2 protein-coding genes (1 of these 2 cut by a window edge) are annotated in these 18,110 nt (G+C 66.5%); both read left to right on the top strand.

Features of this window, described 5'->3' with window-relative positions; translation table 11 throughout:
- Window positions 1–4,773: the final stretch of a non-ribosomal peptide synthase/polyketide synthase gene (locus ACM6LU_RS30275; protein WP_414941212.1), read on the top strand. It extends 21,201 nt beyond the left edge of the window; 4,773 of the gene's 25,974 nt are visible here — the last part of the coding sequence; its start codon lies beyond the left edge, outside the window; its stop codon occupies window positions 4,771–4,773.
- Window positions 4,770–18,110: an amino acid adenylation domain-containing protein gene (locus ACM6LU_RS30270; RefSeq protein WP_414941211.1), complete on the top strand. Its 13,341-nt coding sequence runs from the start codon at window positions 4,770–4,772 to the stop codon at window positions 18,108–18,110. Before ACM6LU_RS30275 ends, ACM6LU_RS30270 begins: the two co-directional genes overlap by 4 nt.

The raw sequence follows: 18,110 nt of genomic DNA, 5'->3' as shown, positions 1-18,110 counted from the left end.
GACAACTTCTTCGTCCTCGGCGGGCACTCCCTGTTGGCCACCCGGCTGATCAGCCGGATCCGCTCGGTTTTCGGTGTAGAGCTGGGGATCCGGGCCTTGTTCGAGTTCCCCACCGTGGCAGACCTGGTCGAGGTGGTGCGGACAGCGGCGGGCGCCAGGAGTGGCGTCCGGCGAGTCGCACGACCGGAACACATTCCCTTGTCCTACGCGCAACGGCGGCTGTGGTTCCTTGAGCGGCTCAGCGGTCCGAGCGCCACTTACAACATCCCGCTCACCCTCAGGTTGACCGGTCGATTCGACGTCGCCGTGCTGCGGCAGGCACTTGCCGACGTGGTCGCCAGGCAAGAGGCGCTCCGAACGGTCTTCCACGAGATCGACGGCGTGCCGTACCAGGTGATCCTCGATCCAGGTTCCGCGATACCCGAGGTGACCGTGGTGGCAGCGGATGATCTTGAGACGGCCCTCGCCGTCACGGCGCGGCAAGGCTTCGATCTGTCCACGCAACTGCCTCTGCGGGTCACGCTGTTCGCCTTGGCACCGGACGACAACGTGCTTCAGGTGGTCATGCACCACATCGCGGGCGATGGCTGGTCGCTGGCTCCGCTGGCCCGTGACGTCAGCGAGGCTTATATCGCGCGTTGTCGCGGAGAAGCTCCACAATGGACAGAATTGCCGGTGCAGTACGCGGACTATGCGCTGTGGCAACGAACAGCGCTGGGTGAGGAGGACGACCCGGACAGCCCGTTGGCGCGCCAGGTGCGGTATTGGCGTGAGCAGCTCGACGCCCTGCCGGAAGAGGTGAGCCTGCCGACCGACCGGCCGCGCCCCGCGGTGAGCGACTTTCGTGGTGGTACCGTGCCATTGCGGCTGGACGCTGGAACGCATCGCAAACTGGTTGCGCTCGCAAGGGAAACGCACTGCAGCCTGTTCATGGTGTTGCACGCGGCGTTGGCGACGCTGCTGACCAGGATGGGTGCCGGGACCGACGTCCCGATCGGTGGCGGTATCGCCGGCCGGACCGAGGACGCGCTCAACGACCTCGTCGGATTCTTCGTCAACACACTGGTGCTGCGGGCGGATACCAGCGGCGACCCGACGTTCCGAGCGTTGCTCGACCGGGTCCGCGAGACCGACCTCGCCGCGTACGCGCATCAGGACGTTCCGTTCGAACGGCTGGTGGAGGCACTCAACCCGGACCGGTCGCTGTCGCGGCACCCGTTGTTCCAGGTGATGCTGGATCTGCAGAACAACGCGGAAGCCGTGCTCGACCTGCCGGGGCTGATGGTCGCCCCGCACCCGGCGGACGTCGGAGTCGCCAAGTTCGACCTGATGGTCAGCCTTGCCGAGGACGGTGCGGACGGAGGACTCGACGGTGTCGTCGAGTACGCCACCGCGTTGTTCGACCGGGAGACTGTCGAGCTGTTCGCGTCGAGGCTGGTCCGGCTGATCGACGCCGCTGTCGCCGAACCCGGCAGGTCGATCAGCGAGCTGGACGTGCTGGCTCCTGCCGAGCGGGAACAGCTGTTCGTGCACTGGCAAGGCAAGCCGGGTACACCCGTGTCGGCGAGCCTGCCCGAATTGTTCGAAGCACAGGTACGCCGGACTCCGGACGAGCCTGCGCTGGTCTCGCCGGCGGTCACCCTGTCCTATCTGGAGCTTGACGGCCAGGCGAACCGGTTGGCGCGCAAGCTGAGCGAACTCGGTATCCGGCCGGAGGACAGGGTCGCGCTGTACCAGAGAAGGTCGGCCGACCTGATCGTGTCGGTACTGGCAGTGCTCAAGACAGGCGCCGTGTACGTGCCATTCGACGCTGCGCGGCCGGACGCAAGGTTCGAGCGTGTCCTGGCCGAGGTCGGCGCGGTCGCCATACTCACCGACGAAGCATCGTTGGATCAGTTGCCCGTGCTCGACCTGCCGATGGTCGTTGTGGACGTTGAACCGGCAGCGGACGCCGTCGGGGAAGCGCCGCGGATCGTGGTGCACCCCGACCAGCTCGCGTACGTCATGTACACGTCGGGTTCCAGCGGCGTGCCGAAGGGCGTGGCCATCACCCACCGGAATGTCTCCGACCTGGCGCTCGATCAGTGCTGGCCGAGCGGCCGCCATCGGCGCGTGCTCGCGCATTCCACGCACACCTTCGACGCGGTAACCTACGAATGGTGGGTGCCGCTGCTCAGCGGCGGCACCGTGGTCCTGGCTCCCGCGGAACAGCTCGACGCCAAACGCATCGGCGAACTCGTCCGTGAGCACGACGTGACCGGGGCGTACTTCACTACCGCCCTGTTCAACTTGCTGGCACTGGACGCGCCCGAGCAGTTGGCGCCGTTGCGTGAGATCTGGACCGGTGGTGAGGCCGGGTCACCGGCGGCCATGAGCCGGATTCTCCAGCGGTGTCCCGAGACGAACCTCGTGCACGTCTATGGCCCGACCGAAACCACGGTGTTCTGCTCGTACGCACAGATGACGGTCGAGGCGAACCTGGCACGACCCTCGTTGGGCCAACCGATGGACAACACCCGTATCTACGTCCTCGATGCCGCGCTGCGGCCGGTTCCTCTTGGCGCGCAAGGGGAGCTGTACGTCGCAGGCACCAGGCTCGCCCGGGGATACCTGAACCACCCCGCGCTGAGCGCCGAGCGGTTCGTCGCCGACCCGTTCGGGCAGGCGGGCAGCCGGATGTACCGGACCGGTGACGTGGTCAGGTGGAGCGCGCGTGGCGACTTGAGTTTCGTGGGCAGGGCGGACGACCAGGTCAAGATCCGCGGGTTCCGGATCGAACTCGCCGAGATCGAGTACATCCTCGCCGACCATCCAGGCGTCGGTGGGGTGGCGGTGACCGTGCACATGGATCAGCGCGGCGGCAAACACCTCGTCGGTTATTACGTCGCCGAGGACAGTGCGGCGGAGGACACCGATCTGATCCGCGACTACCTGCGTGGACGGCTGCCGGACTACATGGTGCCCACGACCCTCGTCGTACTGGACGCCCTGCCGCTCAAGTCGATCGGGAAGGTGGACCGCAAGCGTCTGCCCGCGATCGACTTCGCCGCGAAGGTGGGTGACCAGGTCCCCCGCACGCCGACCGAAGAGGTGATGTGCGCGCTGTTCGCCGGGGTCATCGGGCTCGACAAGGTCGGGCCGGATGACGGCTTCTTCGAACTCGGCGGGGACAGCATCGTGTCGATCCAACTGGTCAGCCGGGCCAGGGAGGCCGGGCTGGAGTTCACCCCGCGTGAAGTGTTCCAGAATCCGACACCGGCCGCTCTCGCCGCGATCGCGAGACCGGTCGTCTCCGTGGAGGTCGCGGACGACGGCGTCGGCGACGTGCCGCTCACGCCGATCGTGCACTGGCTGAGGCAGCGGGGCGGCCCGGTCGACCAGCTCAACCAGGCGATGCCGGTCGAACTGCCCGCGGGACTGAACGAGACGCGGCTCGTCGAAGCCTTGCAAGCGGTGCTGGACTGCCACGACGCGCTGCGGATGAGGCTGAACCGCGCCGGCGGACAATGGTCGCTGCAGGTCGAGCCACGCGGCACCGTCCGCGCGGAGGACGTGCTCGAACACGTTGACGTCCGTGGCATCCAGGACGGTGAAGCGGCAGCCCTGTTCGCCACTCACTTCGCCTCCGCGCAGCGTGCGCTGGCGCCAGAGGACGGCGTGTGCGTGCGGTTCGTCTGGTTCGACGCGGGCAGTGAACGCACCGGCCGGCTGCTGTTCATGGCCCACCATTTCGCGGTGGACGGTGTGTCGTGGCGAATCCTGTTGCCGGACCTGCTGACCGCATTGGAGAAGGGGCCTGCCGCGCTGGCACCAGCGGTGACGTCGTTCCGAAGGTGGGCGCGTGAATTGGTCCGTGCGGCGAACGAACCGGCACGAGCAGACGAACTCGACCTGTGGACTCGTATCCTGCGAACGCCGGACCCCGCGCTGACCCGACGGCCGCTCAACCCGGCGAAGGACGTGCACAGTACCGCCCGCCACCTGCGGCTCCGGCTGCCAGTGGAGACGACCGGTCCCGTCTTGACCACGGTTCCGGCCGCGTTCAACGCGGGTGTCAACGACGTCCTGCTGACCGCGTTGGCGCTGGCTGTCCGGCAGTGGCGCCGCAGGAATGCCTCCGCGGTGCTGATCGCGTTGGAAGGCCACGGCCGTGAGGAAATCGGCGCGGGGCTGGACAGTACGCGCACGGTCGGCTGGTTCACCAGCGTCTTCCCGGTCGCGCTCGATCCGGGAACGACGGATGACCGCGCCGCGGCGCTCAAGCGGGTGAAGGAAAACCTGCGAGAGCTGCCGGACAACGGCATCGGTTTTGGCCTGTTGCGGTACTTGAACGACGACACCGCCGGTGTGCTCGCGGCACTGCCCTCCCCGCAGATCGGCTTCAACTACCTCGGCCGGTTCAGCGTCGAGGAGCCCGGAACGGACACCGATCCGGGCGAAGTGGATGGTCCGGGCGGTGGCGCCAACGCCGATCTGCCCGTCCCGTATCCGTTGGAGGTCAACGCGATGACCGAGGACGGACCGGACGGGCCGGTCTTGGCGGCAACCTGGTCGTGGGCGAGCGAGCTGTTCACCGAGGCTGAGGTGCGTGCCTTGGCCGAGCTGGTGTTCAGCGAGCTGACCGCATTGGCCGCACTGGCAGGCCTGCCGGGGGTGGGCGGGCTCTCGCCGTCGGACCTGTCCGTGGACTCGCTCAGCCAGGAAGAGATCGACGAGTTCGAGGATCTGCTCGCGGACGACGAGCGGGACGCTGAATGGGGTGCATCAACGTGAGCCGCTCACGGGTCGACGACATCAGGCCGCTGTCGCCATTGCAGGAAGGCCTACTGTTCCACGCTCTATACGACGAACATGGCACGGACGTCTACACGGCCCAGCTCGTCTTCGACCTGAGCGGGACGGTCGACACCGAGCGGCTGCGCTCGGCTGCGGCGACCATGCTGCGACGGCATGCCGCGCTGCGTGCGTCCTTCCGGCACCGCAAGTCGGGCGAGCCGGTGCAGGTCATCCACCGCGAGGTCCGGGTGCCGTGGGAGGAGATCGACCTCACCGGTCTCGATACGGACAAGAGGGCCGCGGAGCTGACGCGGTTGCTCGAAGCCGACCGGTCGCGCCGGTTCGACGTGGCCCGGCCGCCACTGATGCGGTTCACTCTGATCCATTGCGGGCCCGGCGACCACCGGTTCGTGCTGACCAACCATCACCTGGTGATGGACGGCTGGTCGATGCCGCTGCTGGTCGGCGAGTTGTTCACGCTGTACCTGGAAGGCGAGCAGGCCCGGCTCGCCGCACCACCGGCCTATCAGGGGTATCTGACCTGGCTGGCCGCACGGGACCGGACGGCGTCCGAGCGGGCGTGGCGATCCGAACTGTCCGGTGTGGACGAGCCGACCCTGGTGGCAGGCAGCGGTCACGGCGATCCGGTCACCCCCGCCGAAGTCACGGCCGAGCTGCCGGACGAGCTGACCAGCGCGCTCACCGCGTTCACCAGGGCCAACGGCCTGACGATGAACACGGTGGTGCAGACGGGGTGGGCACTGCTGCTCGGCAAGCTCACCGGCCGCTCGGACGTGGTGTTCGGCACCACGGTGTCCGGCCGGTCCGGCCAGATCCCCGGGATCGAGACGATGGTCGGATTCTTCATCAACACCGTGCCGATGCGGGTCCGCCTCGATCCGGCACTGTCGTTGCTGGATCTGCTCAAGCAAGTGCAGGACAGGCAGTCGGCGCTGGCTGAGCATCAGCACGTCGGACTGAGCGACATCCAGCGGGCGATCGGTGTCGGCGAACTGTTCGACACGCTCACCGTGTTCGAGAACTACCCGGTGGACGCGATCGAGCTGGCCGGGGACACGGGGCCCGCCGATGTAGCCGTCACCGGCATGAGCGGGCACGACGCCATGCACTACCCGCTGGGCCTTGCCGTGACTCCAGGACCGCGCCTGCGACTGCGACTCGGCTACCGACCGGACATCTTCGATGGCGCCGAAGTCTCGTCCTTCGCCGAGAGCCTGGCCGGACTGCTGGCACGCGTGGTCGCGGATCCCCACGCCCCGATCGGCCGGATCGGCGGACTGGCACCGGACGAGCATCACCGGATCGTCGTCGAATGGAACGACACCGCGACCAGCGTGGCGCCGGTGACCTGGCCGGAGTTGTTCGAACGCCAGGTCGCCCGTACGCCGGACCGTCTAGCCGTCGAGTCCGGTGCCGCCACCTTGTCCTATTCGGACCTCAACACTGCCGCGAACCGGTTGGCGCGCAGGTTGATCGGCAAGGGAATCGGCCCGGAGGACATCGTCGCCGTCGCGTTGCCGCGGTCGGCGGATCTGGTGGTCGCCATACTCGCGGTGCTCAAGACCGGCGCGGCATATCTACCGCTTGACCCGGCGTACCCATCGGCACGGCTGGAGTTCATCCTCGGCGACGCCGATCCGTCCTGCCTGGTGACCGACGAGGACACCATGGCGGACATGCCGCCCACTTTGATCGCCCGCGTCGACGTCCACGAACCAAGGTCCGCGGACCTGCCCGCCACCGATGTGACGGATGACGACCGGGGCACGCCGTTGAGCGTGACCAACACCGCTTACGTCATCTACACGTCCGGATCCACCGGCCGTCCCAAGGGCGTCTCGGTGACGCACAAGGGACTTGCCACCTTCTCTGCCAACCAGCGGGCCGGATACCGGATCACCGAGGAAAGCCGGGTCCTTCAGTTCGTATCGCCGAGCTTCGACGTCTCGGTAGCTGAGCTGTGCCTGGCGTTGTTGTCCGGCGCGTCCCTTGTCGTGCCCACGCGGACCACCGCAGGCGAGGAGCTGGCGCGGCTGCTGGCGGACCTGCGGATCACCCACGTACACATTCCGCCCTCCGTGCTGGCCAGTGTGCCGAAGGTCGCCCTGCCCGACCTCGAAGTGCTGATCACCGGAGCCGAGACCTGTGCACCGGAGGTGATCGAGTTCTGGTCGCGCGACCGGCTGATGGTCAACGCCTACGGCCCGACCGAGTCCACTGTGGATGTCACATATCACCCGTGCGAGCCGGGTACCCGTGGACCGGTGCCGATCGGCAGGCCCATCGCGGGCGCCCGGGTCTACGTGCTGGACGCGGCACTGCGGCCGGTTCCGGCCGGTGTCGTCGGAGAACTCTACGCGGCCGGCCCAGGGCTGGCCCGTGGCTACCTCCGTCGACCGGGCGGAACCGCGGAGCGGTTCATTGCCGATCCGTTCGGGGAGCCGGGCGCACGGCTGTACCGCAGTGGTGACCTCGCCAAGTGGCGGCCGGACGGCACCCTCGAATTCAGCGGCCGCGCGGACGACCAGGTGAAGATCCGCGGGTTCCGTCTCGAGCCAGGCGAGATCGAGGCCGTGGTGTGCGAGCACCCGGGGGTCGTGCGGGCCGCGGTCATGGTGCGCGAAGACCGGCCGGGACGGCGGCAACTGGTCGCGTACGTTGTACCCGCTGGGGAAACGGCCCCGGACGAAGTCGAGCTTCAAGCCCACGTCGGTGCGCGCCTACCGGACTACATGGTGCCTGCCGGATTCGTGGTGTTGAAAACGCTTCCCTTGACCTCCAATGGAAAGCTCGATCGTCGTGCCTTGCCCGCGCCTGCGGTGCCCGGCCGGCGTGGCCGGGCACCGGGGACACCGGCCGAGGAAACGCTGGCGCGGTTGTTCGCCGAGGTGCTCGACCTTCCGTCAGTGGGCGCCGACGACGACTTCTTCCGGCTGGGCGGCGACAGCATCACCTCGATTCAGCTGGTGGCCCGCGCCCGAGGCGCAGGGCTGGTCTTCACCCCGCGTGAGGTGTTCCAGTACAAGAACGTTGGCGCACTGGCACTTCGCGCCCGCTCGGCGACGAAGGCGGTGCGCTCAGGGGCCGATGACGCGGTCGGTGAACTGCCCGCGACCCCGATCATGCGCTGGTTCGCCGAACGCGGTGGTCCGATCGAAGGCCTGAACCAGGCCATGTTGGTAACCGCCCCGGCCGGGCTGACGCCGGATCGGTTGACCCGCGTCGTGCAGGCATTGCTCGACCACCACGACGCACTGCGGCTGCGCGTGCTCGACGGAGGACAGATGGAAGTCCTGCCGCGCGGGGCCGTGCCTGCCCGCGACCGCGTCCTGACCATTGATATCAGCGGCCTGGATGATGCCACGCAACACACGGCCATCGCCGACGGGATACGCGACGCCGGTGCCGGTCTGGATCCGGCGACCGCGAAGATGGTGCGGGCGTTGCACTTCGACGCCGGCGCAGACCGTCAGGGACGGGTGTTGCTCGTGGTACACCACTTGGCGGTCGACGCGGTTTCCTGGCGGGTCCTGCTGCCCGACCTCGTAGCAGCCGACTCCGAATCGCCCTCGCTGCAGCCGGTCGGCACCTCCTTCCGTGCCTGGGCAAGGCAGCTGATGACCGAGGCGCAGGCCGAGAGCCGACAGCGAGAACTGCCGTTCTGGCAGTCGATGTTCCGCGGAGCCGGTGCACCGCTCGGCGGTCGTGCCCTCGACCCGGCCAACGACGTGCTCGGCAAGACGGTGACCCGGTCAGTAACGTTGTCGGCGCAGCACGCGGACGCGCTGCTCACCCGCCTGACCACGGCATTGCTCGCGAACCCCGGTGAAGTTCTGCTCACCGGGCTCTGCCTCGCGGTCAACCGTTGGCAGGAATGGCAGCCGACCGACGGCCACGCGATCCTCGTGGATCTGGAGGGGCATGGCCGCGAAGAGACCGACGGCGTCGATCTCTCCCGCACGGTCGGCTGGTTCACCAGCGTCTTCCCGCTCAGCCTCGACCACGGTGAGCTCGACTGGGACGACGTGCTCGCCGGTGGCAAGGCCGCGGGCGACGCGGTCAAGCGGATCAAGGAACAGCTCAGGGCCGTGCCCGACAAGGGTCTCGGATACGGGCTGCTGCGCTATCTGAACCAGCGCACCGCGGCTGAGCTGCGTCCGCTGCCCGCGCCACAGATCGGGTTCAACTACCTTGGCCGGTTCGGCGGTGCGACCGGTGCGACCGGATCGGACTGGATGCCCGCGGCGGAACTCACCGGCATCGGTGGCAGCGCGGACCACGATATGCCTGTCGCACATGCGATCGAGGCGTCGGCGGTCGCAGGCGACGAGCTGACCCTGACTGTGTCGTGGCCGGCTGAGCTGATGTCTGCGAACCAGGTCGACGATCTGATTGAACTGTGGCGGGTCGCGTTGATTGCGCTGGCCCGGCACGCCGACAGCGGGATGGCCGGTGGGCTGACTCCCTCCGACGTGCCTCTCGTCGCGCTCGACCAGCGCCAGCTCGATCTGCTCGAAGCGGCTCGTGGCCCGCTCGCGGACGTCCTGCCTCTTTCTCCGCTGCAGGAAGGGCTGTTGTTCCACGCTCGGTTCGACGAGTCCACAGTAGATCCATACGTCGTGCAAATGGTCTTTGACCTCGAAGGCCCTTTGGATACGCGGCGATTGCGAACCGCCGTGCGGGCACTGGCCGACCGGTATGGCAACCTCAACGCCGGGTTCTGGCTCGACGGCCTCGACCGCCCGGTTCAGTTCGTCCCGGCTGTGGACACCGCTGAGATCGTCGAACTCGAAGCGTCCGACGAAGTCGAGCTGGCCCAGTCGCTGACCGAGGAGCGGACGCGGCCATTCGACCTTACGCGCCCGCCGTTGTTCCGATTCACCGTGATCCGGACCCGGACGGACCGCCATCGGCTGGCGTTCACCGCACACCACATCCTCGTGGACGGGTGGTCCACTCCGGTGCTGGTACGCGACCTGTTCACGCTCTACACCGAAGGACCGGACGCTCTGCCCGCGGCGACGCCATACCGCGACTATCTGGAGTGGTTGTCGGGGCAGGACCAGGGTGCGGCGGAACAGGCTTGGCGGAACGTGCTTTCCGGGCTGTCCGAGCCAACTCTGCTCACGACGCCGGAGAAGCGTTGGCACGAGCCGGCTCCCGGAGAGGTCACGGTCGACCTCGACCCGGCGACTGTCGACGCTCTGAGCAGTGCGGCCCGGCAGCATGGCCTGACGTTGAACACCGTGGTGCAGGGCGCGTGGGCGATCCTGCTCGGCTGGTTGACCCAGCGCGACGATGTCGTTTTCGGCACGACCGTATCTGGGCGGCCACCGGTGCTCCCCGGCATCGAGACCATGGTCGGGTTGTTCATCAACACGTTGCCCGTCCGTGCCCGGCCACAGCCAGCGAACAGTGTGCTCAACCTGCTCACAGCCATGCAGGAGCAGCAGTCGCGGTTGGACGAACACCAGTACCTCGGGCTCGCGGAGATCCAGCGGGTCGCTGGGCACGGTGAGCTCTTCGACACGTTGACGATCTTCGAGAACTACCCGTTGACCGCCGCGCCCGAGCAGAGTGACCGGGCGGAACTGGACATGCTCGGGGTCACCGGCAGGGAGGGCACGCACTATCCACTCGCGCTGTCCATCGTGCCGGGACCGGGAACCTTGCGGCTGCGGATGGCGTTCCGTGCCGACCTGTTCGAAGAGGAGTGGATTACCGCCACGCTGGACCGGCTGATCGGCATCCTCGCGCAGACCGCCGTTGATCCCACTGTCCCCATCGGACGGCTGAAGATCATCTCGGCCGGGGAACTCGACCGTGTGCTGACCGTGCCGAATGACACGGGCCGTGAGTATCCACAGTGGTCTGTGGCGGCGCTTGTCGAGGCCACTGCGGAACGGACTCCTGACGCTGTCGCGGTATCGGGTGCGCTGACCTACCGCGAACTCAACGAGCGCGCGAATCGCCTGGCGCATCTGTTGATCGCCCGTGGCGCGGGTCCTGAACAGATTGTCGCCCTGATGATGCCGCGCACGGCGGATCTCGTCGTCGCCGTACTGGCCGTCCTCAAAACCGGCGCGGCGTATCTGCCGATCGATCCGGACTACCCCAGTGACCGCATCGCGTACATGATCGAGGACGCCGAGCCTGTGCTTGTGCTCACGGTGTCCGAATTCGCATCGGCCGAACCCTCGGCGGTCGTGTCCTTCGACGCGATCACGGCCGATTTGAGGGGGATGAACAGTCACAATCCGGTCGATGAGGACCGGCTCAGCCCCTTGACGCCCGGCAATTGCGCCTACGTGATCTACACGTCCGGTTCGACAGGCAGGCCGAAGGGCGTTGCCGTACCAGTGGCCGCGCTGGCCAATTTGTTGCTGGACATGCATGACCGTCTTGGCATCACCGAGGACGATCGATTCCTCGCGGTGACCACGTTCGGCTTCGACATCGCCAATCTCGAGCTGTTCACACCGTTGCTTGCCGGTGCTGAACTCATCGTCGCCGGGCGGGACACCGTGCGCGACCCGGCCGCGCTGGTGGCCTTGATTCGCGGGAATGGGGTGACGGTGTTGCAGGGGACGCCGTCGTTGTTGCGGGGTGTGGTGGGTGTGGATGCGGGTTGTTTGGCTGGTGTTCGGGTTGTGGTGGGTGGTGAGGCGTTGGATGGGGGTTTGGCGTCTCGGTTGTGTGTGTCGGCTTTGAGTGTGGTGAATGTGTATGGGCCGACGGAGACGACGGTGTGGTCGACGGCTGGTGTTGTCGGGGCTGGGCCGGTGTCGATTGGTGGTCCTGTTGGGAATACGCGGGTTTTTGTGCTGGATGGTGGGTTGCGTCCGGTGGCGCCTGGTGTTGTGGGTGAGTTGTATATCGCGGGTGCGGGTGTCGCGCGTGGGTATGTGAATCGTTTTGGGTTGACGGCGGAGCGGTTTGTGTCGTGTCCGTTTGGTGTGCCGGGTGGGCGGATGTATCGCACGGGGGATTTGGTGCGGTGGTCGTCTGGTGGTGAGCTGGTTTTTGTTGGTCGTTCTGATGATCAGGTGAAGGTTCGGGGTTTCCGGATTGAGTTGGGTGAGATTGAGGCGGTGGTCGCTGGGGTGGAGGGTGTTGGGCAGGTGGTGGTGATCGCGCATGATCGTGGTGCTGGTGATGTGCGGTTGGTCGGCTATGTGGTCGGCGATGGTGTGCTTGATGTGTCGGTGTTGCGTGGGCGTGTGGCGGAGTTGTTGCCGGAGTACATGGTGCCGTCGTTGTTCATGCGGGTTGACGAGTTGCCGTTGACGGCCAACGGGAAGGTTGATCGGCGGGCTTTGCCGGAGCCGGATTTCTCGGTGGTGGTGTCGAATCGTGGTCCTCGTACGCCGGTTGAGGAGATTCTGTGTGGGTTGTTCGCCGAGGTTTTGGGTGTTGTGTCGGTGGGGATCGATGATGGGTTTTTCGAGCTGGGTGGTCATTCGCTGCTGGCGACGAGGTTGATCAGCCGCATCCGCAACACCATGGACATCGAAACCGGGATCCGGGCGCTGTTCGAGAACCCCACCGTCGCTGGACTTGCCACGACACTGGAGACGGGCGTTGACGCACGCCCCGGCGTGCGTCCGATGCCACGTCCGGAGCTGATTCCGTTGTCCTACGCGCAGCAAAGGCTGTGGTTCCTCGATCAGCTCGAGGGGCCGTCAGCGATTTACCACATTCCCCTGGTGTTGCGGCTGTCCGGTGACCTGGACGTCGACGCGTTGCGGATGGCCCTGACCGACGTGGTCGACAGGCATGAAAGCCTGCGCACGATCTTGCCCGCGGTCAACGGGTTGCCGCAGCAGCAGATCGTGGGCCTCGCCGGCGCCAAGGTGGAGCTGCCGGTGATCGACACGGATGCCGCCGACGTGGCGGACGCGGTGGAAGCGGCTGTCACACAACCGTTCGAGCTGGCCACGGACCTGCCGATCCGGGCCCTGCTGCTCCGGACATCGCCGACCGGGTTCATGCTTGTGCTGGTCCTGCACCACGTCGCCGGTGACGGACGATCGTTGGCACCGCTGGCAAGGGATCTGTCCACGGCGTACGCGGCCCGCCGAAACCGCACTGCACCGAGCTGGCCTGAGCTGCCGGTGCAGTACTCGGATTACACACTGTGGCAGCGAAAGCTGCTCGGTGACGAGAACGAGTCCGGCAGTGCGATCGCTGAGCAGATCCGGTACTGGCGCGACCGGCTCGCCGGCCTGCCGGACGAGTTGACCCTGCCGGTGGACCGGCCGCGTCCGGCGGTGCCCACGTACCGTGGTGGCTCGGCAGGATTCCGGATCGCCCCAGACGTCCATTCTGGACTGACCAGGCTGGCGCGCCAGTCGGGTGCCACGATGTTCATGGTGGTCCACGCGGCGATGGCCGCACTGCTGACCAGGCTCGGTGCGGGGACCGACATCCCGATCGGCACGCCCATCGCCGGCCGGACCGACGAAGCACTGGACGATCTGGTCGGACTCTTCGTCAACACGTTGGTCCTGCGGGCCGATGTGTCCGCTGATCCCGACTTCCGTGAGCTCGTCGACCGGGTCCGGGCCACTTGTCTAGCCGCGTACGCCAATCAGGACGTTCCGTTCGAGCGGCTCGTCGAGGAGATCAACCCGACCCGTTCGCTGGCCCTGCATCCCCTGTTCCAGGTGATGCTGACGGTTAACAACAACAACGGTGCCATCGCCGACATCCCAGGGCTCGTCGTCGACCAGTACAACACCGCGATCCGGACAGCGAAGTTCGACCTGACCGTCCACATGATGGAGGGACCGGCGGGCATCACCGGGGAGATCGAGTACGCCTCTGACCTTTTCGACCACGACACGGCCAGCGCATTGGCCGAGCGGCTCGTCCAGCTGCTCACCGCGGTCGCGAACGATCCCGATCAGCCGATCAGCCGGTTGCCCGTGCTGTCCGAGAGTGAAACCCACCGTGTGCTGGTCGACTGGAACGACACCGGCCGCGCGGATGATTTCGCGACCGTGCCACAGCTGCTGGAGTTCCAAGCGAAGCGGGTCCCGCAGCGGCTCGCGGTGGTGGCCTCCGACGCGGAGCTGACCTACGGCGAACTCGCCTCGCGGGTCGATGCCTTGACCAGCAGGCTCACCGGTCTCGGTGTGGGCCGAGGTGACACCGTCGCGGTCGCGCTTCCCCGTGATTCCCGCGTGGTCATCGCCCATCTCGCGGTGATGCGGGCAGGGGCCGCCTACCTCCCCCTCGACGTGAAGCATCCCGCGGAGCGCAACACCTACGTGCTTGCCGATGCGGCGCCCTCCTTCCTGGTGACCACAACCTCCTTCGCCGAAGCACTCGGTGAGATCACCCTGCCTGTCCTGGCTCTCGACGGCCAGGTCGATCGAGACGAAGGACTCTCGGTGAGCCCAGAGGTCGGCCCGACGGACGCCGCCTACACCATTTACACCTCTGGCTCGACCGGCCGGCCCAAGGGCGTGACGGTCACCCATGGCGGGCTCGCCAACGTCCTCGCGGGCATGGCTGACTGGAGCGCGCTCAGCGAGGACGATCGGCTGCTCGCGGTGACCACGACCTCCTTCGACATCGCCGCGACGGAGCTGTACCTGCCGTTGATCACCGGCGCCACCGTGGTGGTCGCCCCGGCCGAAGCCGTCGCGGATGCCGCGGCGCTGGTGGCCTTGATTCGCGGGAATGGGGTGACGGTGTTGCAGGGGACGCCGTCGTTGTTGCGGGGTGTGGTGGGTGTGGATGCGGGTTGTTTGGCTGGTGTTCGGGTTGTGGTGGGTGGTGAGGCGTTGGATGGGGGTTTGGCGTCTCGGTTGTGTGTGTCGGCTTTGAGTGTGGTGAATGTGTATGGGCCGACGGAGACGACGGTGTGGTCGACGGCTGGTGTTGTCGGGGCTGGGCCGGTGTCGATTGGTGGTCCTGTTGGGAATACGCGGGTTTTTGTGCTGGATGGTGGGTTGCGTCCGGTGGCGCCTGGTGTTGTGGGTGAGTTGTATATCGCGGGTGCGGGTGTCGCGCGTGGGTATGTGAATCGTTTTGGGTTGACGGCGGAGCGGTTTGTGTCGTGTCCGTTTGGTGTGCCGGGTGGGCGGATGTATCGCACGGGGGATTTGGTGCGGTGGTCGTCTGGTGGTGAGCTGGTTTTTGTTGGTCGTTCTGATGATCAGGTGAAGGTTCGGGGTTTCCGGATTGAGTTGGGTGAGATTGAGGCGGTGGTCGCTGGGGTGGAGGGTGTTGGGCAGGTGGTGGTGATCGCGCATGATCGTGGTGCTGGTGATGTGCGGTTGGTCGGCTATGTGGTCGGCGATGGTGTGCTTGATGTGTCGGTGTTGCGTGGGCGTGTGGCGGAGTTGTTGCCGGAGTACATGGTGCCGTCGTTGTTCATGCGGGTTGACGAGTTGCCGTTGACGGCCAACGGGAAGGTTGATCGGCGGGCTTTGCCGGAGCCGGATTTCTCGGTGGTGGTGTCGAATCGTGGTCCTCGTACGCCGGTTGAGGAGATTCTGTGTGGGTTGTTCGCCGAGGTTTTGGGTGTTGTGTCGGTGGGGATCGATGATGGGTTTTTCGAGCTGGGTGGTCATTCGCTGCTGGCGACGAGGTTGATCAGCCGCATCCGCAACACCATGGACATCGAAACCGGGATCCGGGCGCTGTTCGAGAACCCCACCGTCGCTGGACTGGCCCGCATCCTCGGGGAGACCGACTCGGCCCGGCCGGCGTTGGTGGCGTCGGATCGGCCGGACATCGTGCCGTTGTCCTACGCACAGCAAAGGCTGTGGTTCGTCAACCAGTTCGAGGGCGCCAACGCGACCTACAGCATTCCTGTGGCCTTACGGCTCTCCGGTGGCTTGGACATCGACGCCCTACGCGCGGCGCTCAATGACGTGGTCGCGAAGCACGAGGCCCTGCGGACGAGATTTACGGAGAACTCGGGTGAGCCGTGCCAGACGATCGTGGACCACGTCGAGCTCGCCCTACCGATCCGGCCGATGGCCGAGGCCGAGGTAGAGCGGCAGATCGCGGCGGTCGCGCTGCTTCCCTTCAACCTGGACGTGGATCTACCGATCCGGGCGACCCTGTTCGCCATCGATGCCACCGAGCACGTGCTTCTGCTTGTGCTGCATCACATCGCGGCCGACGGCGAATCGCTCGCCCCGCTGGTACGAGATCTGGCGACGGCATACGAAGCCCGGCGCGGCGGTGGATCGCCCAAGTGGCCGGCGTTGGCCGTGCAGTACGCGGACTTCACACTGTGGCAACGGTCCTTGCTGGGGACCGAGGACGACACGGACAGTGTCCTGGCAGCGCAGATGTCGTATTGGACGAGCCAACTGGCTGGGCTGCCGGACGAGCTGGACCTCCCTGTCGATCGGGCACGTCCGGCGGTGTCCAGCTATCGCGGCAGCCGGGTCTCCTTCGCCGTCGATCCGAACGTCTACAATGGATTGATCGAACTCGCACGGGCATCGGGGACAACGATGTTCATGGTCGTCCATGCGGCACTCGCGGTGACGTTGGCCCGGCTCACCGGCAGCACCGACATCACGATCGGCACACCGGTAGCCGGTCGGACGGAGGAGGCACTGGACGGCCTGATCGGGATGTTCGGCAACACCTTGGTACTCCGCGCGGACGTACGCGGAGACAGGAGTTTCCGTGACCTGCTCGCGCACATCCGGCAGACCGACCTGGCGGCGTACGCCAACCAGGAGATTCCGTTCGAACGGCTCGTCGAGGTGCTCAACCCATCGCGTTCGCTGGCCAGGCACCCGCTCTGCCAAGTTGTGCTGACCATGGGAGGCGCGGGTGACCTGGACGTGTCGATCCCCGGCCTCACTGTGACGCAACAGGGTACCGAGTTGAACGTGGCCAAGTTCGACCTGTCGTTCGAAGTCGAACAGGACCCGGCCGGAGGCTTGTTCGGCACACTGCGGTACGCCACCGACCTGTTCGACCCGGACAACGCTGTGGCGATCACCGAACGACTGACCAGCGTGCTGACCGCGGTGAACGGGGAACCGGACTGCCCGGTCGGCGATCTGGACCTGCTCACTGCGGCCGAACGCGAACGTGCGCTGGCCGGAGCTCCGGACTACGTTCTCGATGACGGACTTCGACCATTGCCGACCTATGAGCGCGGCGCACTGTATGAGGCAGGCGACGGCGAGAACGCGGTGGTCACTCCCTTCGGACAATCGGTTGTACCCACTGGGAGAACGGCATGGCGTGCGGCGGATGGCACGCTCCGGACCCGGTCGGAGGTACCGTCCCCAGCGTTGACGACAGGGGACGCGCCGGACGCTGATCGGGTCGATCGGCTGTGCGAGCTGTTCGCCGATGTGCTTGGTGTCGACTACGTCGAACCGGATGAGGGATTCTTCGACATCGGCGGACATTCGCTGCTGGCGATGAGGCTGGTGAACCGGGTGCGGGCCGAGTTCGGCATCGGGATGACGATCCAGACGTTGTTCGAGGCGTCGACGCCGGTCGAACTCGCGACGGCACTGGCAGACGGCCCGGGGGGCGAGCCCTATGGCGTCCTGCTCGCGCTGCGGCGCAAGGGAACCGCGTTGCCACTGTTCTGCGTGCACCCCGGCGCGGGCATCAGCTGGGTGTACTCGGCGATACTGCCTGCCATCGGCGCCGACCGGCCAGTGTACGGGCTGCAGTCGCGAGGCTTGGCGGGAGCACAGCACCTCCCGGAGAGCGTCCACGAGGCCGCGGCGGACTACCTCGACCAGATCCGCCGAGTTCAGCCGAACGGGCCTTATCACCTGCTCGGATGGTCTTTCGGCGGCATGGTCGCGCACGCGATGGCGGTCGAACTGCAGAAGCAGGGTGAGCAGGTCGATCTGCTCGCATTGCTGGACGTCTATCCGTTCAGAGACCCGGTAGAACCAGTGCGGGTGGTTGTCAGCGAGCAGGAGGTGCTCGCGACCGTGATGGACTTCCTCGGCCAGGAGGTGTCCGATCAGGAAATCGCGGATCTTAGGTTCGGACACCTCACCGAAGCGCTGGCGGCGGAAGCCGACCTGCCGCTGCTGAGTGAAGAGCAGATCGGCGCGCTGGCCGAAGTCAGTGCCAACAACAGCTATCTCAACCTGAAACACGAACCAGGGTTGTTCGCAGGTGACTTGCTGTTCTTCACCGCCGCGGCGGACCAGACCGGCCCTCCCGAGGTGTGGCGACGGCACGTGACCGGGGAGATCCACCGCCACGACATCGCGTGCGCGCATAAGGACATGATGAGACCTGGCCCGGCGGTGGAGATCGGTCGGGTGGTCGACCGATGGCTGAACGGGGCGAGGTGA

The sequence above is a fragment of the Amycolatopsis sp. cmx-11-51 genome (assembly GCF_047608665.1).
GTDB lineage: Bacteria > Actinomycetota > Actinomycetes > Mycobacteriales > Pseudonocardiaceae > Amycolatopsis.
This window is presented reverse-complemented; position numbering and strand designations above follow the sequence as displayed.